Source organism: Modestobacter sp. NPDC049651, assembly GCF_040659695.1.
Lineage (GTDB): Bacteria > Actinomycetota > Actinomycetes > Mycobacteriales > Geodermatophilaceae > Modestobacter.
Map to the genome: position 1 here is coordinate 1 of NZ_JBFAOG010000020.1, position 14,509 is coordinate 14,509.

At 77.0% G+C, this 14,509-nt stretch carries 16 protein-coding genes and 1 pseudogene; 8 read left to right on the forward strand and 9 right to left on the reverse strand.

Annotated features, from left to right (window positions below; all coding sequences use genetic code 11):
• Positions 1-72 precede the first annotated feature (72 nt).
• Together AB0J00_RS19825 and AB0J00_RS19830 are read right to left on the reverse strand one after the other, a co-directional pair.
• Positions 73-396, reverse strand: a complete 324-nt coding sequence (locus tag AB0J00_RS19825) for a DUF202 domain-containing protein (RefSeq protein ID WP_357748196.1) — start codon at positions 394-396, stop codon at positions 73-75.
• Positions 393-761, reverse strand: coding sequence for a DUF202 domain-containing protein (locus AB0J00_RS19830; RefSeq protein ID WP_357748199.1), 369 nt, complete (start codon positions 759-761; stop codon positions 393-395). The genes AB0J00_RS19825 and AB0J00_RS19830 overlap by 4 nt, the downstream gene beginning before the upstream one ends.
• A 115-nt stretch (positions 762-876) precedes the next feature.
• Here AB0J00_RS19830 and AB0J00_RS19835 point away from each other — a divergent pair.
• A pseudogene (locus AB0J00_RS19835) lies at positions 877-1,068 on the forward strand (cold-shock protein); the annotation flags it as partial.
• A gap of 184 nt (positions 1,069-1,252) precedes the next feature.
• On the opposite strand, the gene AB0J00_RS19840 reads toward AB0J00_RS19835, so the two are convergent.
• Entirely contained in the window at positions 1,253-1,780 is a 528-nt protein-coding gene (locus AB0J00_RS19840) for a DUF2771 family protein (RefSeq protein ID WP_357748201.1), read from the reverse strand.
• On the reverse strand, positions 1,777-3,258 hold the full coding sequence (locus AB0J00_RS19845) for an MFS transporter (RefSeq protein ID WP_357748204.1): 1,482 nt from the start codon (positions 3,256-3,258) through the stop codon (positions 1,777-1,779). Before AB0J00_RS19845 ends, AB0J00_RS19840 begins: the two co-directional genes overlap by 4 nt.
• An 86-nt stretch (positions 3,259-3,344) precedes the next feature.
• Here AB0J00_RS19845 and AB0J00_RS19850 point away from each other — a divergent pair, with 86 nt between their 5' ends.
• On the forward strand, positions 3,345-4,151 hold the full coding sequence (locus AB0J00_RS19850) for a DUF3027 domain-containing protein (protein ID WP_357748207.1): 807 nt from the start codon (positions 3,345-3,347) through the stop codon (positions 4,149-4,151).
• A gap of 94 nt (positions 4,152-4,245) precedes the next feature.
• Here the strand turns inward: AB0J00_RS19850 and AB0J00_RS19855 are convergent, their stop codons facing one another.
• Positions 4,246-4,467 carry a DUF2530 domain-containing protein gene (locus AB0J00_RS19855; RefSeq protein WP_357748209.1) on the reverse strand — a complete coding sequence of 74 codons (222 nt, stop codon included), beginning with the start codon at positions 4,465-4,467 and terminating at the stop codon, positions 4,246-4,248.
• Between the two features lie 134 nt (positions 4,468-4,601).
• Between AB0J00_RS19855 and AB0J00_RS19860 the strand changes: the two genes are divergently transcribed.
• From AB0J00_RS19860 to AB0J00_RS19885, 6 genes are all read left to right on the forward strand, one after another.
• Positions 4,602-6,080, forward strand: coding sequence for an NCS2 family permease (locus AB0J00_RS19860; protein WP_357748211.1), 1,479 nt, complete (start codon positions 4,602-4,604; stop codon positions 6,078-6,080).
• Positions 6,081-6,153: 73 nt separating this feature from the next.
• Positions 6,154-6,588, forward strand: coding sequence for a MarR family transcriptional regulator (locus AB0J00_RS19865; protein ID WP_357748214.1), 435 nt, complete (start codon positions 6,154-6,156; stop codon positions 6,586-6,588).
• Entirely contained in the window at positions 6,585-7,973 is a 1,389-nt protein-coding gene (locus tag AB0J00_RS19870; protein WP_357748217.1) for an MFS transporter, read from the forward strand. The genes AB0J00_RS19865 and AB0J00_RS19870 overlap by 4 nt, the downstream gene beginning before the upstream one ends.
• 20 nt (positions 7,974-7,993) lie before the next feature.
• Positions 7,994-8,431, forward strand: a complete 438-nt coding sequence (locus AB0J00_RS19875) for a hypothetical protein (protein WP_357748219.1) — start codon at positions 7,994-7,996, stop codon at positions 8,429-8,431.
• Between the two features lie 32 nt (positions 8,432-8,463).
• Positions 8,464-9,000 carry an RNA 2',3'-cyclic phosphodiesterase gene (thpR, locus tag AB0J00_RS19880; protein ID WP_357748358.1) on the forward strand — a complete coding sequence of 179 codons (537 nt, stop codon included), beginning with the start codon at positions 8,464-8,466 and terminating at the stop codon, positions 8,998-9,000.
• A 23-nt stretch (positions 9,001-9,023) separates the two neighbouring features.
• Positions 9,024-9,851 (forward strand): thioesterase family protein, encoded by an 828-nt coding sequence (locus tag AB0J00_RS19885; RefSeq protein WP_357748221.1) that lies wholly within the window; start codon positions 9,024-9,026, stop codon positions 9,849-9,851.
• On the opposite strand, the gene AB0J00_RS19890 is transcribed toward AB0J00_RS19885, so the two are convergent.
• The 4 genes from AB0J00_RS19890 to AB0J00_RS19905 are packed head-to-tail and all read right to left on the reverse strand — an operon-like array spanning position 9,848 to position 14,481.
• The gene (locus tag AB0J00_RS19890; protein ID WP_357748223.1) at positions 9,848-10,489 is read right to left on the reverse strand and encodes a phosphoribosyltransferase family protein; all 642 of its coding nucleotides are present in this window, start codon (positions 10,487-10,489) and stop codon (positions 9,848-9,850) included. The two genes, AB0J00_RS19885 and AB0J00_RS19890, sit on opposite strands and share 4 nt — an antisense overlap.
• Positions 10,490-10,505: 16 nt before the next feature.
• The gene (locus AB0J00_RS19895) at positions 10,506-13,133 is read right to left on the reverse strand and encodes a hypothetical protein (protein ID WP_357748225.1); all 2,628 of its coding nucleotides are present in this window, start codon (positions 13,131-13,133) and stop codon (positions 10,506-10,508) included.
• The gene (locus AB0J00_RS19900) at positions 13,130-13,795 is read right to left on the reverse strand and encodes an ABC transporter ATP-binding protein (RefSeq protein ID WP_357748228.1); all 666 of its coding nucleotides are present in this window, start codon (positions 13,793-13,795) and stop codon (positions 13,130-13,132) included. The genes AB0J00_RS19895 and AB0J00_RS19900 overlap by 4 nt, the downstream gene beginning before the upstream one ends.
• Positions 13,792-14,481 (reverse strand): ATP-binding cassette domain-containing protein, encoded by a 690-nt coding sequence (locus AB0J00_RS19905; protein ID WP_357748231.1) that lies wholly within the window; start codon positions 14,479-14,481, stop codon positions 13,792-13,794. The genes AB0J00_RS19900 and AB0J00_RS19905 overlap by 4 nt, the downstream gene beginning before the upstream one ends.
• Positions 14,482-14,509 lie beyond the last annotated feature (28 nt).

The window sequence follows — 14,509 nt, forward strand, 5'->3', positions numbered from 1 at the left end:
ACTGGGCGGGCGTGGGCCGCTCACCGGGGGCGGTGTGGACCCGCCGCGTGCCCGCCGACGGATCCACTCCGCTCAGCGGCGCAGCAGCAGGTCGGCGGTCAGCGCGCCGACCCCGGTGAGCAGCACCAGGCCGGTCGCGACCGCCGCGGCCCGCGGCGCCCGCGCGTCGCCCTCGGCGTCCGCGGCCCGCTGGGCGGCGACCGCCCGGCGGCGGGTGAGCACCCCGAGCACGACCAGCCCCGCCAGCGCCACCCCCGACCCGATCGCCGCCACCGGCAGGTCGCCGTGCTCGACGGCGGCCCGCAGCAGCAGCGCGGCCACCCCGAGCACGCCCAGCCCGGTGCGCTGCCAGGCGAGCACCGTGCGCGCCGCCTGCGTCTCCACCGGCGCGCTCACCCGCGCACGACCTGGGTGAGCACCAGCGCCAGCACCACCAGCACCAGGACGACGAGCAGCCCGGTCAGCCACCCGGCCGCGGGACTGGCCGGCAGCGGCTGCCCGGCGGCGATGGCCCGCTCGTTGCGCACGTACCGGCGGTGCCCGGCGGCCGCCGTCGCCAGCCCGGCGAGCACCAGCCCGACGGCCACGACCGGCCCGCCGCCCTCGACCCCGAGGTCCGGCGCGAACTGGGCCATCGCCACCCCGCCGGCGACCAGAGCCAGCGCGGTGCGCAGCCAGGCCAGCAGGGTGCGCTCGTTGGCCAGGCTGAACCGGTAGTCCGGGTGCGGCGGAGCTGCCGGGTCACCGGCCGGGGCGGGCACGGAGCCAGCGTAGGGAGGCCCGGGAAACCGGGACCCGCGGGGCGCCCGGACGGCTAACCTGGAGGGCTCCGGCCGACCCGGCCGGGTCGGCTCCGACACGACTGAGGGATCGAACGTGCCCAGCGGCAAGGTGAAGTGGTTCAACGCGGAGAAGGGCTTCGGCTTCCTCGCGCGCGAGGGCGGTCCGGACGTCTACGTGCACAAGGACGCGTTGCCCGCCGGCACCACGGCGCTCAAGCCCGGCCAGCGCGTGGAGTTCGGCATCGTCGCCGGTCGCCGCGGCGACCAGGCGCTGCAGGTGCAGGTGCTCGACCCGCTGCCGTCGGTGGTCGCCGGCACCCGCAAGAAGCCCGACGACCTGGTCCCGCTCATCGAGGACCTCATCAAGCTGCTCGACTCCGCCTCCGCCGGCCTGCGCCGGGGGAGGTACCCGGACAAGCGGGTCGCCGCCGTGCTGCGCGCGGTCGCCGACGACCTCGACGCCTGACCGGTCAGGGCGTCGCCGGCGCGGAAGACGAGGCGGGTGCGGACGTCGAGGCGGCCGCCCCGCCCGCCGTCCGGATGAACCCGACCGGCCACGCGCCCGACAGGCCGCTGCACCGCTCCTTGTCGGTGTCCTCGACCACCACCAGGTAGAACGTCGCCGGGACGACGTCGGACGTGGTGATCTCGTCGTAGACCTGCGTGCCGCGGTCCACCTCGACGTCGCCGAGCTTCTGCTCCAGCCCCTCGTCCCAGACCTGCACGGCCCAGCCCCGGTCGGCGACCGCGTCGGGGACCCGCAGCCGGACGTCCTGGTCGGGGGTCACCTCGAGCACCGGCGGGGAGACGGAGTAGCGCCGTCCGTCGCCGTTGAGGCAGTACTGGGTCGGCTCGATGCTGATCTCCTGGCCGGCCACCGCGACGCCCACCAGCGGCGCCCGGGACTCGCCGGAGCCACCGCCGTCGCCGCAGCCGGCCAGCGTCGTCAGGCCCGCCAGCAGCAGCACCCCGGTCCCCGCACGCACGGCGGTGTTCACGTCCACTCCTCTGATCGGTCGGGCGGCGCGGGCGCACGATGGGTGCGCAGGCTCCACACGGTGAGCCCGACGGTGAGTACCAGCAGCGCGGCGGCGACGGTGAACCCGAGCCAGCCGGTGCTGGGCAGCGCGATCCCCAGTGCACCACCCACCACCCAGGCCAGCTGCAACCAGGTCTCCGACCGGGCGAACGCCGACGCCCGCTGCGCGTCGGGCACCTCGCGCTGGATGATCGCGTCCAGCGACACCTTGCCCAGCGCGTTGGTCACCGCGGCGACGAACGCCACCAGGGCGGCCATCGGGAAGCTGTAGAGGACGGCGGCGACCACGGTGACCGCCGCGGCGACCCCCGCCGCCACCAGCACCACCCGGTCGGGGCTCGACTGCAGCCGCGAGCCGGCCGCCGTCCCGGCGAAGCTGCCGATCCCCGCCGCGGCCGCGATGGCGCCCAGCGCGAGGGTGGCGTGCCAGCCGTCCTCGACGCTCGCCTGCACGAGGAACGCCGAGAAGATCGTGAGGAAGCCGCTCAGCCCGCGCAGCGCCGCGGTGGCCCGCAGCGCGGTCGCCACGTGCGCCGTGGTCGGCCGACGGGTCCGGCCGCCGTCCAGGTGGACCGGCGCGGTGCGCAGCACGTCGGCCTGCTCCTCGCCGGCCGGGACGTCGACGTGCCGGGGCAGCCGCAGCGACAGGACGGCGCCCGCGCCGAACACCACCGCGGTGACCCACAGCTCCGGGCCGAAGCCGAACACCTTCGCGACGCCCGCGCCGACCGCGCCCAGCACCCCGCCGGTGACCAGGCCGAACACCGACAGCCGGGCGTTCGCCGAGGTCAGGGTGAGCGCGGCCGGCAGCACGCGGGGGACCACCGCCGCGCGCAGCACGTTGAACGCCTTGCTGCACACGAGCACGCCGAGGGCCGCCGGGTACAGCCAGAAGTCGTCGAAGTGCGTGGCCATCACCAGCGCCAGCACGGTGCGCGCGGCGAAGGTCGCCGCCAGGGCCAGCCGGCGGCCGCGCTGCAGCCGGTCGAGCAGCGGGCCGATCACCGGCGCGAGCACGGCGAACGGCGCCATCGTGACCAGCAGGTAGAGCGCCACGTTGCCGCGCTGGGCGTCGGACGCCGCAGCGAAGAACAGCGTGCCGGCCAGCGAGACGGCGATGAGGGCGTCGCCCGCGGTCTGCAGCGCGTTCACCCACAGCAGCTGCGAGAGCCCGGTCTCCCCGGCGCCGTCGGCCCGGCCGGCCGCGCGCACCCGGCGGACGGCGGCGCCGGTCAGCTCCCGGCTGCGGACGGCGGCCACCCGGGTGACGGTGATCTTCCGCGGGGCACCCGGCGCCTGGTCGTCGGCGACCGGCATCGGGCGGGTCTGCTGGCGCGTCCCGTGCGCCGGTGCGGTGTCCGGCCCCGTGCGGGCGGCCGACGTCGAGCCCCGCGACCACGGTCGCCGGGGCCGGCCCGGGCTGCTGGGGGAGGACACGCCGTCCATCGTGCCGCAGGTCGCCGGGGGAGCGGCCGCGCCGACGAGCGGACGGGGCGGGCGCGCACCGGGGGCCATCCGCGACAATGGGGGACGTGTCGGACCCCGCGTACCCCGCCGCCCACGGATCACAGCCCGACCCGGTGCTCGCCGCGGCCGTCGAGCAGGCCTCGGCCGCCGCCGTGGAGGTCGCCGGCAGCGCCTCGGCCGTCGGGGAGCACCTCGGTGCCGTCGCCGAGCCCGCCGGTGACCCGGCCGCGTTCGGCGCGGTCGTCACCCACTCCTTCGCCGCCGCGCTGCCCGGCTACGTGGGCTGGCACTGGGCGGTCACCGTGGCCCGGGTGCCGGGGGAGGAGCAGGTCACCGTCGACGAGGTCGTCCTGCTGCCCGGCGACGCGGCGCTGCTGGCCCCGGCCTGGGTGCCGTGGCACGAGCGGCTGCGCCCCGGCGACCTGTCGGTGGGCGACGTGCTGCCGGCCACCGAGGACGACCCCCGCCTGGTGCCCGCCTACCTCGCCGACGACGACTCCGCCGACGACCCGGCCGGCCGGGTGGTCGCCGAGGAGCTCGGCATCGGCCGGGAGCGGGTGCTCTCGCCGGAGGGTCGCGCCGAGGCCGGCGTCCGGTGGCGGGACGGCGAGTACGGGCCGGCGTCGTCGATGGCGCGCCACGCGCCCGGGCCGTGCTCGACCTGCGGGTTCTGGCTGCCGCTGGCCGGCTCGCTGCGGCTGTCGTTCGGCGCCTGCGCGAACGCCTACGCCCCCGCGGACGGCCGGGTCGTGACCGCCGACTACGGCTGCGGCGCGCACAGCCAGGCGACGCTCGAGCACAAGGAGCCGGTCGAGGTCACCACCTCGGCCCGCTACGACACCGCCGACTTCGACGTGATCTGAGGGCTGTGACACCGCGGTCCTACCGGACCGCACCGCGGCCAGCTGCCGTCCCCGACCTGCGCTGAGCCGTTGCCGGCGCTCGCGGGGTGGGTGGTCAGCCCCGGCGGCGGAGCTGGCCCTGGGCGGCCATGATCGCGAGGCCGATCCCGGCCAGGCCGATGCCGCAGACGCAGGTCCAGGTCCACACCCGGTCGACCCGGTCGCCCAGCAGCAGCAGCACGACCAGCGCGACCACCCACAGCCCGGTGCAGACGAGCACCACCTTCGCGGTGTCGACCTGCAGCGGCGGCGGGGAGGGGCGGGTGGGCGTCGGCACGGGAGCACCCTAGGCCGTCGTCCCGGCGCGTTCACACCAGCGTGACCGCAGGTCGGAGCCGGTGTGTCACGCTGTTGCCCGCCTGCCGCCGCCCGACGAGGGGCGGGATTTCCGTCGTCGCCTGGAGTACCGCCGTGTCCGAGACCCCCCGCCCCGCCGGCAGTTCCGCCGCCACGGACCAGGCCCGGCGCAGCCCGGGACCCAAGGTCCGCCCGCGCAACGGGCTGGACCGGTACTTCAGCATCAGCGAGCGCCGCTCGACCGTGGGCCGCGAGGTCCGCGGCGGGTTCACCACGTTCTTCACGATGGCCTACATCGTGGTGCTGAACCCGATCATCCTCTCCGGCGCGGACATCAACGGCCGCACGCTCCCGGGGGCCTCGGTCGCCGCGGTGACCGCCGCCGTCGCCGGCGTGCTGACCATCGTCATGGGCATCGTCGGCCGCTACCCGCTGGCGCTGGCCGCGGGCCTGGGCATCAACGCGATCGCCGGCGTCTACGCCGCCACCCAGCTCAGCTGGGCGGAGGTCATGGGCCTCATCGTGCTCGAGGGCCTGCTGATCACCGTGCTGGTGCTCACCGGCTTCCGGCGCGCGGTGTTCAACGCCATCCCCACCCAGCTCAAGGCCTCGATCGCGGCCGGCATCGGCTTCTTCCTCACCATCGTCGGCCTCGCCGACGCCGGCGTCATCCGGCCCGGTCAGGGCTCGCTGATCAGCTTCGGCGTCAACGGCGCGCTGGCCGGCTGGCCGCTGCTCACCTTCGTCGTCGGCCTGCTGCTGACCGCGGTGCTGCTGGTGCGCCGGGTGCGCGGGGCGCTGCTCATCGGCATCGTCGCCACCACCGTCTTCGCGATCATCGTGGAGGCGATCGCCGACGTCGGCCCGCGCAGCGCCGACAACTCGCACGGCTGGGCGCTCACCGTGCCCACCTGGCCGGGCAAGGTCTTCGAGGCCCCCGACCTGGGGCTGATCGGCCACTTCTCGCTGTTCGGCGGGTTCTCCCGGATCGGCGTCCTGGCCGCGGTCCTGATCGTCTTCTCGATCATGATCGCCGACTTCTTCGACACCGTCGGCACGATCACCGCCGTCGGCGCCGAGGCCGACCTGCTCGACGAGGACCGCAACCTGCCCCGCTCGCAGCCGGTGCTGCTGGTCGACTCGGTCGCCGCGGCGGCCGGTGGCGCCTCGAGCGTCTCGTCGAACACGACCTTCATCGAGAGCGCCTCGGGGGTCGCCGACGGCGCCCGCACCGGCCTGGCCAGCGTCGTCACCGGCGCGCTGTTCCTGGTCGCGATGTTCTTCACGCCGCTGGTGCAGGTCGTGCCCTCGGAGGCCGCCGCCCCGGTGCTCGTGCTGGTCGGCGCCATGATGATCGGCCAGGTGCGCGAGCTGGACTGGAGCGACCTGACGCTGGTCATCCCCGCGTTCCTCACCATCGCGCTGATGCCGTTCACCTACTCGATCACCAACGGCATCGGCGCCGGCGTGGTCAGCTGGGTGCTGCTGCACGCGGCCACCGGCCGGCGGCGCGAGGTGCACCCGCTGATGTGGGTCGTCGCGGTGCTGTTCGTCGTCTACTTCGCGCTCGACCCCATCCAGCAGCTCCTCTAGGCCGGCACCACCCCCGGGGTGGCCGGACGGGCCGAAGTCGTTAGGCAGGCTTCGGATCGGCTATCCTCGGGGCGTGGCTCGGACGACGCTGGACACCGCGGCGCTGGCCCATGACCTGCGCCTGGCCGTGATGCGGTTCTCCCGGCGGCTGCGCAACCAGCGGGTCGACACCTCGGTGACGCTCACCCACCTGGCGGCGCTGTCCACGCTCAAGCGGCACGGCGCGATGAGCCCCGGCGAGCTGGCCGCGCACGAGCGGGTGCAGCCGCCGTCGATGACCCGGGTGGTCGTCGCGCTGGAGAGCAAGGGCCTGGTCACCCGGACGCCGCACCCCACCGACGGGCGGCAGGTCGTCATCGACCTCACCCCGGCGGCCGAGGAGCTGCTCACCGAGGAGGTCCGCGCCCGCGAGGCGTGGCTGTCCGGGCAGCTGCAGCAGCTGACCGCCGAGGAGCGCACCACCCTGCGCGAGGCCGCGGCGATCATGGACAAGCTCGCCAGCGGGTGACGGCGACGACCGAGACCCGCACCAGCACCGCGTCCCGCATGTTCGGGGCGCTGACCGTGCACAACTTCCGGCTGTTCGTGTCGGCGAACCTGGTCAGCCAGGTCGGCACCTGGATGCAGCGGATCGGCCAGGACTGGCTGGTGCTCCAGCTGTCCGGCGACAGCGGCGTGGCCCTGGGCATCACCACCGCCCTGCAGTTCGGCCCGACGCTGGTCTTCAGCTTCTACGGCGGGCTGCTCGCCGACCGCTACGACAAGCGCAAGCTGCTGATCATCACCCAGGCGGTCATGGGCGTGCTGGCCCTGGGCCTCGGCCTGCTGGTGGCCACCGACTCGATCGCCCTGTGGCACGTCTACCTGCTCGCGCTGCTGCTCGGCGTCGTCGGCTCGCTGGACACCCCTGCGCGGCAGGCGTTCGTGTCGGAGATGGTCGGGCCGCGCTGGCTGGCGAACGCGGTCAGCCTCAACTCGACGGCCTTCAACGCCGCCCGGCTGATCGGCCCGGCCGTCGCCGGTGCGCTGATCGCGGTCGCGGGGGGCAACACGTCGCTGGCGTTCCTGGTCAACGCCGGCAGCTTCGCCTGCACGATCGCGGCGCTGCTGGCCATGCGCCGCTCCGAGCTCCACCCCAGCCCGCCGGTGGCCCGGGCCCGCGGCCAGCTCGGCGCGGCGCTGTCGTACACCCGGCGGCACCCCGACCTGCTGCTGGCCATGGGGCTGGCCTTCACCCTGGGCACCTTCGGGTTCAACTCGCAGATCACCATCGCGCTCATGGCCAAGGGCGTGTTCGGCCTCGGCGCGGGCGCCTTCGGGCTGCTGTCGACCTGCTACGCGGTCGGCTCGCTCACCGGCGCGCTGCTGTCGACCCGGCGCAGCCGCCGCCCGCTGCAGCGGTTCCTGGTCGTCTCCGCCGTCGTGTTCTCCGTGCTGCTGATCGTCAGCGGGCTGATGACCGACTACTACGCCTTCGCCGCCGTCTGCGTGCCGACCGGCGCGGCCGCCCTGGTCTTCGCGGTGGCCTGCAACAGCTTCGTCCAGCTCGGCGTCGAGCCGGAGATGCGCGGCCGCATCCTGGCGCTGTACTTCATGGCGTTCATGGGCGGCACGCCGCTGGGCGCCCCGGCGATCGGCTGGCTGTCCGAGCGGTTCGGCCCACCGTGGGGGCTCATCGGCGGCGGCCTGGTCTGCCTCGTCGTGTCGCTCGCGGCCGGCGGGCTGCTGCTGCGCGGGCACCGGGTCCGGCTCGAGCTGCACGTCGCCCCGCCGCGCCTGCAGCTGCACGTCGCCACCACCCAGCCGAACGTCGCCGCGCTGCGCGGGAACCTCCAGGAGGAGGCGGACGGCGAGGTGCCCGGGGAGCAGGTCGCGGGCGACCGGGTCCGCTGATCCGGCGTACCGTCGGGGACGTGCCTGGAGGCCCGGTTCCCACGGACGTCGGGGCGTCGCTGCTGCGTCTGGGCGCGGCCACGGGCGTCCTCCTCCTCGGCCTGGGCGGCCTGGTCGTCGCCCTGCGCTGGTTCACCGGTCAGGCCGCGCTCGAACGACGGGCCCGCCGCCGTGCGGCCGGCACCGCCCCGCCGCCGGCGCCTCCGGTGCGCCGGCCGCTGCAGGCCGTCGCCGCCGACGTCCGCCGGCTGTCCCGCGCGGTCGCCGCGGTGCCCGCGGGCGCCCCGGTGGCCCGCCGCCGCGGCCTGCTCGCCGCCTACGACGACGTGCTGATCGAGGCCGCCGACCTGCTCGAGGTGCCGCACGCGCTGGCCGGCGTGCCGTCCGAGGCCCGGGAGCTGGAGCGGCTGCGGCTCGTCGGCGCGCTCGAGGCGGCCGGCCTGGTGGTGTCCGGCTGACCGCTGCGCCGGAGTCGGCCGGGCGGCTGTTCCTGGCCGTCGACCCACCACCGGCGGCCGTCGCCGACCTCGCGGCCGCGCTGGCGCCGCTGCGCGAGGACCCCGGCGCACCCCGGTGGACAGCGCCGGACCGCTGGCACCTCACGCTGCTGTTCCTCGGCACGGTGCCCGCCGACCGGCTCGCGCCGCTCACCGCGCGGGTCGCCCCCGCGGTCGCGGCCACCCCACCGCTGACCCTGCAGCTCGCCGGGGCCGGGCGGTTCGGCTCACGGCGGCGTCCGGCGGTCTGCTGGGCGGGCCTGGACGGCGACCTGCCCGAGCTGACCGCCCTGGCCGGGCGGCTGGCCGGAGCCGCGCGGGCCACCGGCCTCCCGGTCGAGGACCGGCCGTTCCGGGCGCACCTCACGCTCGGCCGCTGGCGGGCAGGGCAGCCGGCCGACGGCGACCTGCCCGACCGGCTGGCCGGGTACCGCGGGCCGCGCTGGCCGGCCGCGGAGGTGGTGCTGTGGCGCAGCCACCTGGGGCCCGGCCCGCGCTACGAACGGGTCACCGGCTGGCCGCTGCCCTGAGCGGGGGTGGCAGGCTGTCGGTCGTGCAGCACGACGTCCTACAGCCGACCGCCTTCGACACCGCGACCGCCGTGCAGCGGGGCGAGGGTGGTGTGCTGACCGCCCGGCTGGACCCGGGCTGGGACGTCGGCGGCGGCATCCTCAACGGCGGCTACCTGCTGTCGGTGGCCGCGCGGGCCGCGGTGCTGGAGTCGCCGCACCCGCACCCGGTGGCGCTGTCGGCCGGCTACCTGCGGGCGCCGTCGGCGGGCCCGGCCACGCTGACCGTCACCGCGGGGCCGGCCGGCCGGACGCTGGCGCACTCGGCCGTCGTGCTCGCCGACGCGGACGGCCCGGCCGTCACGGTCCAGGCGACCACGGCGACGCTGGAGGAGAGCAGCCCGGAGGTCGCCGTCCCGGCGCCGGCGGCCACGCCGGTGGAGCACTGCATCTCGATCGCCGAGCACGCCCACCTGGCGCCGCCCTCGATCGGCGTGCCCGGGCTGTCCCGCCGGGTGGAGACCCGGCTGGACCCGCAGACCGCCGGCTGGGCGCTCGGGCAGCCGGGCCAGGAGCCGGTGATGCGCGCCTGGTTGCGGTTCGCCGACGACCGCGAGCCCGACCCGCTGGCGCTGGTCACCTTCGCCGACGCGCTGCCGCCCACGAGCTGGGCCATCGGCCGGTTCGGCTGGGCGCCGACCGTCCAGCTGCAGGTGCTGGTGCGCGCGCTGCCGGCGCCCGGCTGGTGCCTGGTCGAGGCGCGGTCCGGGGAGATCGCCGGCGGCTGGATCGACGAGGACTACCGGATCTGGGACTCCACCGGCCGGCTGGTCGCGCAGAGCCGCCAGCTCGCCCGCGCCCCGCGCGGCTAGCCGGCGGCGGCCAGCGCGGCGCGCGTCTCGGCGTCGGTGAGCTGGCGGAAGTCGGCGTAGTCGACGCTCACCGCCCGCAGCGGCGCGCGCTGCACCAGCGCCACGCCGCCGTCGACGGCCGGCCGCACCCGGCTCCACGCCGAGGCATCGGCCACCGGGACGGCGAGGCCCAGCCACCCGGCGCCGGTGGCCCGCAGCTCCGCCACCGCGGCCTCGGCGGTCGCCCCGGTGGCCAGCCCGTCGTCGACCAGCAGCACGTCGCCGTCCGGTGCGGCGGGCGGCGGCAGCGCGGTCAGCCGGTCGGCCAGCCGCTCCCGGGCCGCCGCGGCCAGCGCGCGGAACCGCTCGTCGTCCACGCCGCTGAGCCGGCAGGCCCGCTCGCCGCGCACCGTCGCGTGCGCGGTGACCGCACCCAGCGCCAGCTCGGGGTCCCCGGGGGCCAGCACCTTGGCCACCGCGACGGCCTCCAGCCGCGCCGTCCGGCCCAGTGCCCGGAGCCCGGCGACCAACGCCGCGCCCACGGCCAGCCCGCCGCGCGGCAGCCCGACCACCGTCAGCGGGCGGTCGGCCGGCACGAGCGCGGCGACCGGCTCGACCAGCCGCCGTCCGGCGTCGGCGCGGTCGCGGAACAGGGGCACACCGGAAGTGTCGACGTCAGGCGTCCTCGCGCAAGACGGTGGCGGGGTCGGCCCGGTCGGCGGCCCGCTGGGCGTACAGCGCGGCGAGCCCGGCGACCAGCAGCGTGACCGCGACGGTCAGCAGCACCGCCCGCTCCGGGACGGCGAGCAGCTCGGTCGGCGGCCGGAGCAGGTCGACGTCCAGCCGCCGGTAGACCAGGGCAACCGCACCCGCGGCCAGCACCGCACCGACCAGCAGCCCGGCGGTGGCCACCCCGGCGAGCTCCACGACCAGCGAGCGCAGGTGCGCGGCGCGGGAGAGGCCCAGCCGGCGGGCCATCACGTAGCCGGACACCCGGGTGCGGGAGCGCGCCTCCAGGTACAGCAGCAGCCCGCCGACCGCGATCACCCCGACGAACACCGCCAGCGCCGACAGGTAGCCGAAGGTCCAGGTGATCCCGAGGAAGTTGGCGGTCGACTGCACCAGCGCCGGGTCCAGCACCTGGGTGACCCGGCCCCCGGCCGCGGTGACCGCGTCGACCGCGGGTCCCAGCGGCCCGTCGGTCCACACCTCCGCGACCCGGCCGGCGATCGCGGTGCGCGGCACCTCGGGCAGCCGGTCGGCGGCCACCAGCACCAGCGGCTGGTCCAGCCGCTGGCCGGGCAGCACCCGGGCGGTGGCCACCACCTGGGCGTCGACGGCGAGCCGGCCGACGTGCAGGTCGGGGTCGCCGGGCGGCAGCCGGGTGGCGACCACCGGGATGCGGCCGTCGACCGCCGGCCCCTCGAGGGCGGCGGCCAGGTCGGCGAGGGAGCGGTCGGCGAACGAGTCGTCCCAGAACGCGGTGCGGGCGAACGAGGCGGGGTCGACCGCCAGCACCTGGGCGTCCTGCTCGGTGGGCGACCCGTCGGCCGGGACGGTGACGCTGCCGTTGTAGCGGACGACGAGCGTGCCGACCCGGTCGATCGCGGCGGGCGGCTCGAACCGGGTGACCGAGGTGACCGCGCGGGCGGCCCCGACCTGCACGCCGACCTTGGCGTCGAGGGTGCGCTGCGAGCTGGCGGTCAGGGTGGCGGTGTAGCCGAGGACGGCGACCGGCAGGGTCACCGCGACCAGCAGCGTCGCCGCCGCGAGCCGGGCGGCCGCGAGCCGGTTGACCGCGAGGAACACCGCGGGGGAGCGGCGGCCCGCCCACCGGCGCAGCCGGGGGAGCAGCGCGGTGAGCAGCCGGGCCAGCAGCACCGCGGCGCCCGCGACGGCGAGCAGCGGGAACGCCACCAGCAGCCCGTTGACCTGGGCGACGTTGCCGACGCTGACCACCGCGTCCCGGCTCTGCAGCAGCGCCCAGCACCACACCGCCGCCACCAGCAGGGCGAGCTCCCACGGCACCTTCCCCGGCCACCGGCCCGCCGCGCCGACCGGCTTCTCGGCGGTGCCGCGGGCGCGCAGGCCGGCCACCGCGGCCGCCGCGGCGAGCCCGACGACGAACGCGGCCCCCGCGCTCCAGACCGCCGCGGTGGTCGCCGACGGGTCGAGGTCGTCGGCCGGGCCGAGCACGCCGATGAGCAGCCGGGAGGCGGCCCAGCCCAGCGCCGCGCCGGCCAGCGCGGGCAGCCCGAGCTCCAGCGCCGCCTTGCCGGCCAGCGGGCCGGGCCCGACGCCCCGGGCGGCGAGCAGGCGCACCTCGGTGGCCCGCCGGTCGGCCCAGAAGCTGCCCGCCGAGGCCACCAGCACGAGGGCGAGCAGCCCACCGGCGACCGCGACCGGCACGACCGGTCCGCGCAGCCCGTTGCGGACCAGCTGCGCCCGGTCGACGGCGTCGGCCAACCGGGGGTTGGTCTGCGCGTACCTGGTGCCGCCCACGAGCGTCTCGGCCCGAGCCTGGGCCCGGTCCTGCGCGGCCACCAGGTCGCGTGCGCGGGCTGCGGTGAGGGTGTCCGCCGGCACCTCGACCTGCGCGACGGCGCTGTAGTCCCCGCCCGCGGCCAGCCGGTGGAACGTGGCCGGGTCGGTGACCAGACCCCAGGCGGGCGGGGCGCGGTTGGCGCTGACGTCGTTGGCGTACAGCAGCCGGTAGTCGCACCAGTAGGCGCCGGGGTCGGTCGACCAGAGGTCGCGGTAGACCCCGACGACGTCGACCGGGACGCCGCCCACGGTGATCCGGTCGCCCAGGGCGATGCCCGCGCCGCGCGCGAACGCGTCGGGCACCCAGATGCCGTCGCCGGGCCGCTGGTCGACCACCCGCACGTGCGCGAGCGCGTCGGGCCGGTAGGTCAGCGACAGCCGTTCGGCCGCCTCCGCCCCGGCCGCCGACACCACGCCGAGGCCTCCCTCCGGTCCCTTCTCGGTGCCGGTCAGCACGGTCGTGGACAGCACCAGGTCGCTGGCCCGGCCCTCGTCCTGCCAGGCCTGCTGGACCGCCCGGTCGGCGTCCGGGGCGGACACCCAGCCGCCGGTCTGCACCCAGCCGGCCTCGGCGCACTGGGACGACAGCTGGGCCTGCAGCGCCGCCGACCGGGCCGAGGACAGGAACAGCGGGGCCGAGGCGACCGCGCAGGCGAGGACAGCGCTGGTCACCAGCACGGCCAGGACGGCGGCCGGTGCCCGCAGGCCCAGCAGCGGGGCCCGCCGCCACGGGGCCAGCCGCCACAGCGGCCGGCTCACGGCGCGCCCTCGGTGAGGAGCCCGTCGCGCATCGACAGCACCCGGTCGGCGCGCGCCCAGGCGACCTCGTCGTGGGTGGCCAGCAGCACCGCCGCGCCGTCCCGGGCGGCCGCGGTGACCGCGTCGAGCAGCCCGTCGGCGTGCCCGCGGTCCTGGTGGGCGGTCGGCTCGTCGGCCAGCAGCACCGCCGGGCGCAGCAGCAGCGCGCGGGCGACCGCGACCCGCTGCTGCTCGCCGAGGCTCGCCTGGTGCGGGTAGCGGTCGGCGAGGTGGTCGACGCCCACGTCGGCCAGCAGCGCCCGCGCCCGGTCGGCCTCGGCGGCGAGGGTGCCGCGCAGCCGGGCCGGCAGCAGCACGTTGTCGGCCAGCGACAGGTCGGGCACCAGGCCCAGCGCCTGCGGCACGAGGGCGAGCTCGGGCCAGCCCAGGGTGTCCGGACGGCGGTCGGCCAGTGCGCCGCGGTAGGTCAGCGTGCCCCCGTCGGGGGTCTCCCAGCCGCACAGCAGCGCCAGCAGCGTGCTCTTCCCCGATCCGGACGGGCCGACCAGCGCGACGAGCTCACCGGCGCCGACCGCCAGGTCGACCCCGGCCAGCGCGGTCACCGTCTCCGCGCCCCGGGTGAACCGCTTGACCAGGCCGGTGCCGGCGAACCCGCCGGTCACGCCGCCACCAGCCGGCCGTGGTCGAGCCGGATGAAGCCGTCGGCGATCGCCATCACCCGGGGGTCGTGCGAGGAGACGACGAACCCGACGCCGCCCGCGGCGAGCTCCTCCATCGCGGCCAGCACCCGCTCGGCCGCGGCGGTGTCGAGCTCCGCGGTCGGCTCGTCGGCGACCACGAGCGCCGGCCCGCCGACCACGCCGCAGGCGACGGCGAGCCGCTGCTGCTCGCCGCCGGACAGCCGGCCGGGGGAGTGGTCGGCGCGGTGCCCGAGCCCCAGCCGGTCCAGCAGGTCCCGTGCCTCGTCGGCGGGCACCGGGGCGCCGCGCAGCTCCGCGGCCAGCCGCACCTGCTCGACGGCGTCCAGGTAGGGCAGCAGGTTCTCCCCGGGCCGCTGGAACAGGTAGGCGACCTGCCGCTGCCGCAGCCGGCGCCGCCCGCGGGCACCGAGCCGGTCCACCCGCTGCCCGGCGATGCGCACCTCGCCGGCGTCGGGGGAGTCGATGCACGCCAGCAGCCGCAGCAGCGATGACTTCCCGGACCCCGACGGGCCGACCACGACGGTCACCCGGGCGCGGGGCACGGCCAGCGTCACGCCGTCCAGCGCGGTCACCGACTCGGTCGCCGTCCGGTAGGTCTTGACCACGTCGACGCAGACCGCGGCCGGGCCGTCCTCGTCGCTGCTCATCGCCGGGCAGCCTAGGAGGCGGCGCTGC